This window comes from Flavilitoribacter nigricans DSM 23189 = NBRC 102662, from assembly GCF_002646595.1.
Taxonomy (GTDB): Bacteria; Bacteroidota; Bacteroidia; order Chitinophagales; family Saprospiraceae; genus Flavilitoribacter; species Flavilitoribacter nigricans.
Genome location: NZ_PDUD01000022.1, coordinates 307345 through 315012, shown reverse-complemented (window position 1 = coordinate 315012; position 7668 = coordinate 307345). Strand labels below are relative to the sequence as shown.

General features: G+C 52.9%; 5 protein-coding genes. All 5 read left to right on the top strand.

The genetic code is table 11. The features are described 5' to 3' along the window. Positions 1-2643, top strand: a 2643-nt coding sequence (locus CRP01_RS17870; protein WP_222845762.1) for a T9SS type A sorting domain-containing protein, incomplete at its 5' end; no start/stop codon positions are given. A 276-nt stretch (positions 2644-2919) separates the two neighbouring features. After that, positions 2920-4176, top strand: a complete 1257-nt coding sequence (locus tag CRP01_RS17865; RefSeq protein ID WP_099151439.1) for a glycosyltransferase — start codon at positions 2920-2922, stop codon at positions 4174-4176. Between the two features lie 21 nt (positions 4177-4197). Further along, the gene (locus CRP01_RS17860) at positions 4198-4935 is read left to right on the top strand and encodes a hypothetical protein (protein WP_099151438.1); all 738 of its coding nucleotides are present in this window, start codon (positions 4198-4200) and stop codon (positions 4933-4935) included. A 135-nt stretch (positions 4936-5070) separates the two neighbouring features. Beyond that, positions 5071-6768 carry an AMP-binding protein gene (locus tag CRP01_RS17855; RefSeq protein ID WP_099151437.1) on the top strand — a complete coding sequence of 566 codons (1698 nt, stop codon included), beginning with the start codon at positions 5071-5073 and terminating at the stop codon, positions 6766-6768. Next, on the top strand, positions 6755-7555 hold the full coding sequence (locus CRP01_RS17850; protein ID WP_170110423.1) for an alpha/beta fold hydrolase: 801 nt from the start codon (positions 6755-6757) through the stop codon (positions 7553-7555). The genes CRP01_RS17855 and CRP01_RS17850 overlap by 14 nt, the downstream gene beginning before the upstream one ends. The last annotated feature ends 113 nt before the right edge of the window (positions 7556-7668 follow it).

Sequence of the window (7668 nt, the reverse complement as noted above, 5' to 3'; positions counted from 1 at the left end):
CTTACTCTGGACTGCTCTGCTGGCTATCCCCAACCAACCAATTTAACGGCGGTCGATAATTGTGACGGAATTATGGTGGCTAGTCCGGTCAGCCAGTTTATTTTCCGTGGTTGCCCGAACAACTTCACCGAAGTCCGTACCTGGACCTTCAGCGATACCTGTGGCAATAGCACCAGTGTATCTCAGACCATTCATGTCTTAGACGATCAGGTTCCGATCATCATAGATATGACTCCACCCGATCTGACGCTATCCTGTAATGAAGACTATCCCGCGCCGGAGGGTTTAACGGCTATCGACAATTGTGACGGCATTATTATCGCCAGCCCTGTAGTACAAATAACCTCAGGTGATTGCCCGAATGAGTTCACCGAAGTCCGCATCTGGACCTTCAGGGATACCTGTGGGAATACCTTATCCACGAGCCAGACGATCCATGTCTTAGACGACGAGGCTCCGGTCATTCAGGAATCGCTACCGCCCGATCTGGTCTTAGCTTGTGCCGAAGACGTACCCGCACCCGCAAGTCTGACCGCTATCGACAATTGCGATGGAAAGGTGACCGCTATCCTGTTCGAGGAGATCAACCTGGGAGATTGTGCCCATGATTTTACCCTGATGCGCACCTGGACTTTCAGCGATGCCTGCGGTAATACATCTACTCACCAACAAACGATCCAGGTCCTGGACGACATTCCACCCTTCGCAGATTGCCCACCTTCACCCGCGGCACCGATCGAATGGTCCGCTGATTTTAATACGGTGCCGGTACCTTCTAATACGCCGCAGGATCCCAGTATTGATCCCACTCTTACCGGTTTCCCGTCGAATGTGTCGGATAATTGTATCTCGGCACCTTCAGTGGCGTACCAGGACGATATTGAATTTTTCGGCCCCTGCAATACGCCGGGGCAGCTCATCTGGCGGGTGACCAGGACCTGGACGATCGAAGACAATTGCGGGAATGTTACCGCTTGTGTACAGGTTTTTGATTTCATCGATACGACACCGCCTAATCTGGGTTGCAAAACAAATACCCCGCCGCTAACGCTGAGTTTGGAGGGGAGTGCCTCGATCACTCCGGAAACGATCGTGAGTACGGTCTCTGACAACTGCGGAAATGTGGACCTAAGCATATCAAAAGCTTTGTTTAATTGTTCGGATGTCGGTAATAATACCGTGGTGCTTACCGCAGTCGATGAGTGTGGTAATACGAGCAACTGTAGCGCTACCATTAGAGTCGTTTCGGCCGATGCGGATGGGGATGGCGTTGCCGATTGTGATGATAATTGTCAGCTTACGCCCAATCCAAATCAGGCCGACCAGGACAAGGACGGCATTGGCAATGTATGTGACGACTGCAATAACAACCAGGGTGGTGGCCAGTGCGACGACGGTGATCCTTGTACGATCAATGATACCTTAAATGCCCAGTGCCAATGCGTCGGGCAGGAGATCGATTCGGACGGCGATGATGTGCTCGATGGATGTGATATCTGTCTGGGTGATGATGCATCCGGAGATAGCGACGGGGACGGTATCTGCGATGATATCGACACCTGTCCGGACGGCGATGACAACATCGACTCGGACGGAGACGGTGTAGCCGATGCCTGTGATCTTTGTCTGGGTAACGACCTGACCGGCGATGCGGATCAGGACGGTATCTGCGATGAACTGGATATCTGTCCGGACGGCGATGACAATCTGGATACGGATGGCGACATGGTCCCGGACGCCTGCGATCAATGCCCCGGAGCAAACGACAGCGTTGATACCGATGGCGATGGCATCTGCAACGAACTGGATATCTGCCAGGGCTCCGATGATCATATTGATACGGATCTGGACGGCGTACCCGATGGTTGCGACCAGTGTCCCGGTGAAGACGACCGGATTGACGACAATAACAATGGTATTCCCGATGCCTGCGAACAGAACTGTGAAGATCTTTTTGTCAGTATCGGCAATTGCCAAACGGTTTATAATGGCTACGCCCCGGCTGCCTGCACGGATCTGACGGCCACTGTTTCCGGCGGCGTCATGCCATTCAGCTATAGTTGGAGTACGGGAGAAACCACAGAAAAGATTGAAGTTTGTCCTGCGAGCAGCACCCTTTATAGCGTTACGGTGGTGGATGCGGAAGGCTGTGATGCGGTAAATGAGGTCAGCGTGGAGGTCATCAATGTAGCTTGTGGGAAGAATGGAAAGAACGTGGCGCTTTGTAATAACGGGCAACCGATCTGTGTTCGGAAAAACGATGTGCCAGCTTTACTGGCCGCCGGCGCTACGCTGGGTCCTTGCGGTTCGGTTCCTTGTTCAGAAGCTGCTTCCCGTAATCTCCTTGGGAACGGAAATGCCGGTTCCGGTGAAAGTTCGTTCAAACGGCCCCGGGATTTTACGGTGTATCCCAATCCCGCACGGACGGAACTGAATGTTCGACTCACTGATTTCCTGGGCCAAGACGTATCTATCCTTATTTACAACCGACTGGGAACGGTAATCCTGCTACACCGGATAGCGGAAGTACAGACGGGGATTGAGCGCTTGAAATTGGGCGAACTACCACCAGATGCCTATCTCATTCGGCTAAAAACCGAAGAATTGGTGATCACGAAGAAGTTTGTCGTAATCAGAAATTAGTACGCCGTGCAGAACTGGTGGTTGGTACCGGCAGATTCCGGATATCGGCCACCAGTTAAGCCCGGATTAAAACAATCGGAATAATAGAAAGAAGAATAAGATGGCCAGGCAGCCTGTTCCCTAAATAATACGCCACTGAAAATTAGGATTACTGCCGGAGGATAAAGCTATAAAATGAGGATTATCAGTAGGAATTTAGTATTATTCGTACCGAGAATAATACACTGTTAAGCTGGACGCATCGTCCATGCGTAGCTCGAATGAAATGAACCCAATATGAAGATCCTGCTGGCCTCCATCGGTACCCGGGGCGATATGGAACCCTTTCTGGCCATCGGGGAGATCTTGCTGCATCGCGGTCACGATGTCGTGTGTCTTTTCCCGGAACAATTCCGCAAACTGGCGGAGGAATCCGGTTTCCGCTTTGCTTCCCTGGGGACGGAATTCCTTGAAATGCTCGAAAGTGAGGACGGAAAGGCCGCCCTGGGCGGAAATAGCTCGGGATTCGGGAAATTTCTGGCCTATCTGCGGCTGGCCCGGAATTACAGCAAGATGAACAAGGAATTGATCCGGCGCCAATCGGTGATCATTGGTCAGGAACAACCGGACCGTATAGTATCCAACGGTAAAGCGCTTTATTCCCTGATGTGGACCGTAGATCATCCCGGTCAGAACATCAACATCAGTCCGGTGCCCTATCTGCACTACGTACCTGGGCACAGCCATTTGGCCTTTCATCGTAATTTCGGCGCCTTTCTGAACCAGCAGACTTTCCGGATCGCCAATTTCGGACTGCTCTCCACCACCATGAAGGCGGTAAAATGGCTCGGACTCGAAAAGCAGATCAGCCGAAAAGAAATAAAGGCAGTCATTGCCGGTAACCGGACGATCTACACCATCTCACCCTCCCTTTTCCCCCGACCGGCTACCTGGCCCGATCATCTGCAGGTGCTGGGTTACCACGAACGTGATAAGACCGTCAACTGGCAGCCCGCTGCGGATCTGGAAGCTTTCCTGGATCGCCACGAAAAGCTGTTGCTGCTCACCTTCGGAAGTATGACCAACCCCCGGCCGGAAGAGAAGACGGCCATTTTGCTGGATATTCTGGAAAGGAATAAGATCCCCGCACTGATCAACACGGCCTCCGGTGGCCTGGTGGTACCCAAAAAATATAACCGCGATCTGTTCTATTTTGTCGATCAGATCCCTTACGACTGGGTGCTGCCCAAAGTGTACGCCGCTGTGCACCACGGAGGATCGGGCACTACCCATATGGGACTGCGGCACGCCTGTGCCACAATGATCATCCCGCACATCATCGACCAGTTCGTCTGGAACCGGATGGTAGCAAAATTGGGGGCGGGGCCATTGGGGGTACCGATCGATAAAGTCAGCACCTCAGCTCTGGAGCCAAAATTGATCGAACTGTTCAATAATCCCGCATACAAAAAGAACGCAGAGCGATTGGGGCGGCAAATGCAAGAGGAAGATTTCACCGAAGAGCTGTACCGGACGATCGTGGCTCCGGTATAAACCAGGGAATCAAGTCGATAAATGATACAAGCAAACAAATTCCGGCTTATTGATCTGACGAAATGGGCGGTGGTCTTACTGCTTAGCGGGCTGCTGTTGATATTTACCTATGAGTTGTATGTTGAAGAGTGGCTTTTAGCCCGTGCCGAGAAACGGGTGCAAAACAGTATACAAACCAACTATTTGGAGCGAAAGGTCCAATTAGCGGAACTGCTGAACTTCCTCGAAGACCTAGACCTGCCCCCGCTAACCGAAATTGAATTCACCGGGAAAGAAAATTGGTATATCCATCTAAGCCGTGATGATAGTGATTCCATTACGTTTAACCTGGCCGCACTCGATCATCTGGAAGAAACCACAGATTACCGGGTTAGAGATCTCGAATTCCTGCAGGACGGGAGGGTAAAGCTCATCATGCCGGATACGACGGTGATCCTAACGGTCTGGAACTGGGAAGGTGACAGCAGAAAAAACGATAAATATAGCCCAAAGCTGATGGCTTATCTGGGACTCTCGGACACCCCATTGGAACAACTGTACACCTTGCTCAAAAATGCGGATACGGAGGCCGTATTTATCCATCAAGACCGTAGTATTTCTATCCGGTACGACGGGCACAGCCTTTGTCAGTACGAATATTTTGTCCCTTCCGGAACGGTGCGGAAAGTACCGGATTACTATACTTCATTAGGTCAAAGGATCTTCTGGGGACTGCGCCGGAGCAATTTGTTCTGCGGATTTGCCAGATACGATAAGTAAATGGCGGCCGCTGTCCGGGTGAAAAGGACGGTAGCATCTCTAACCGCTGTTCAGCCGGGTATTCTGCTATTTTTTTTACATCTTTACAGAGGACCCTTTAGCGGTATATCCCGCAAGATCTTTAGTACCTAACCAATGAATCTTAGCTACGCCAGTGGAACCAGCACGGTGCCCCTGTTGGGCATTACGATCGGCGACCAGTTCGATGAGATCGTGAAAACCTATCCCGACAATGAAGCACTGATCGTACACCACCAGAACATTCGGTGGACTTACCGACAACTACAACAGGCCGTCAACGAATGTGCCCGTGCACTCGTCGCCTGTGGGATCAAAAAAGGAGACCGGGTCGGTATCTGGTCACCCAATCGCTACGAATGGGCGGTTATGCAGTTCGCTACCGCCAAGGCAGGGGTGATCCTCGTCAATATTAATCCATCCTACCGCGTTCACGAATTGGCTTATGCGCTCAACCAATCCGGTTGCGTCATGATCGTCACTGCGGATAAATTTAAAAGTTCCGATTACGAAAGTATGATCCACGAGCTGGCGCCGGAGCTGGAACAGGCTGCCTTCGGTCAATTGCAGTCCGAAAAATTACCCCAGCTGCGCGCGGTTGTTTCCCTGGCCGAGAAACCAGGGCGGGGTATGCTTTCCTGGGAGGAATTCATGCAGCGCTCGGCGGAAGTGTCGGAAGCAGACCTGAGCGACATCCAGCGGAGCCTGAGCTTTGATGACCCCATCAACATTCAATACACCAGCGGCACTACCGGCTATCCGAAAGGGGCTACCCTCAGTCATCACAATATTCTCAATAACGGTTATTTCGTGGCCCGGACCATGGAGTTTTCGGATCAAGACCGGCTGATCATTCCGGTGCCGCTCTACCATTGTTTCGGGATGGTTATGGGCAATTTGGGATGCATGACGCACGGGGCCACCATGATCTACCCGAGTGAAGGTTTTGAACCGCTGGCCGTACTGCAGGCAGCGGAAAAGGAACGCGCTACGGCGATCTACGGCGTGCCGACCATGTTTATCGCGATGCTGGAGCAATCCGGTTTTGACGACTTTGATCTGACCAGTCTGCGTACCGGGATCATGGCCGGATCGCCCTGCCCGATCGAAGTACTGAAGAAAGTCCAGTCGCTGATGAACATGAGCGAAGTGCAGGTGGCCTACGGGATGACGGAGACCAGTCCGGTCAGCACCCAAACCCGCATGGGCACCCCGCTGGAGAAACAGGTGAGTACCGTAGGGCAGATCCATCCGCACCTGGAAGTTAAGATCATCGATCAGGAAACCGGACAGGTGGTGCCCATTGGCGTACCCGACGAACTGTGCACCCGCGGTTACAGCGTAATGCTCGGCTACTGGGACAATATCGAACAAACGCGGGAAGCCATCGATGCCGCCCGCTGGATGCATACCGGCGATCTGGCGGTTATGGACGACGAGGGCTATGTAAACATTGCCGGCCGGATCAAAGATATGATCATCCGGGGCGGAGAAAATATCTATCCCCGGGAGATCGAAGAATTTCTCTACACCCATCCGGCGATCAGCGATGTGCAGGTAATCGGCCTGCCCGATAAAAAGTACGGGGAGGTTGTCATGGCCTGGGTGAAACTGAAGGAGGGCCAGAAGGTCACGCCCGAATCGCTCAGGACCTTTTGCGAAGGAAAGATCGCTCATTTCAAAGTACCGGCTTATTTCCGGTTTACCGAGGATTTTCCCATGACCGTCACCGGTAAGATCCGGAAAGTGGAAATGCGGCAGATCAGCGTCAAAGAACTGGAACTGGACCAAGCCAATCGTATTGAAACAGCCTGAACAACAAGTTGACATCGAGGATGAGCTGCTGGTCGTCAATCACGTCAGGCACGGGATCCGGTGGTTACGGCCCGCCGGCAGCAGGTCCGAGCCGGTACTCGTCTTCCTACACGATGCACTGGGGTCTATTCCCCAGTGGAAGGACCTGCCGGAAAGGATGGTGAGGAGTCTTGGCCTGCCGGCCGTATTGATCGAACGGCAGGGACACGGGCAGTCTTCGCCTTTGGTGGGAAAACGAAGGCCGGATTACCTGCACTACGAGGCACATACCGTACTGCCGGCCGTGTTGGATGCGCTGGGCGTAACCCATCCGGTATTGATCGGGCACAGTGATGGCGGTACCATCGCACTGTTGTACGCCTCCCGCTTTACACCGCTTGCCGTTGTGAGTATTGCCGCCCATATTTTCGTGGAAGAGGTTACGTTGCAAGCCATCGGGGAAAATCTCGCGCAACAGGCTGTCCTTCGGGAACGATTGTACCGGTATCACGGTGAAAAGACCGGAGCCCTGTTCGAGGCCTGGGCCGATACTTGGCAGTCGGAAGCGTTTCGCGATTTTAATATTGAATCGGAACTGACCGGGATCAAGGCCCCCATCCTGATCGTCCAGAGTGAAGACGACGAGTACGGAACGGAACTGCAGGTACGAGGGATCGGCCGGCAGGTGAGCTCTGGCGTCAAACGGATCTGCCTGCTGGAGCGGGGCGGTCATATGCTGCATCTGACGCGCCCGGGGCTACTGGCCGCCGAGATCACCGGTTTTTTATCCGAGGTCTTGCCGGGTTGAGATAGGAGGTAAAGCAAAACGTGCGGGCGTGTGTATCCCAACTTGCACCAATCATTGCTCAGTGATAGGTGCAGCGGACCGTTCTGAAGATTTTCCGTATCGGTTGATGAGGT

Coding starts and splice junctions, on each gene's coding strand:
- CRP01_RS17865 (WP_099151439.1), top strand. CDS start 2,920: ATGAAGATCCTGCTGGCCTCCATCGGTACCCGGGGCGATATGGAACCC.
- CRP01_RS17860 (WP_099151438.1), top strand. CDS start 4,198: ATGATACAAGCAAACAAATTCCGGCTTATTGATCTGACGAAATGGGCG.
- CRP01_RS17855 (WP_099151437.1), top strand. CDS start 5,071: ATGAATCTTAGCTACGCCAGTGGAACCAGCACGGTGCCCCTGTTGGGC.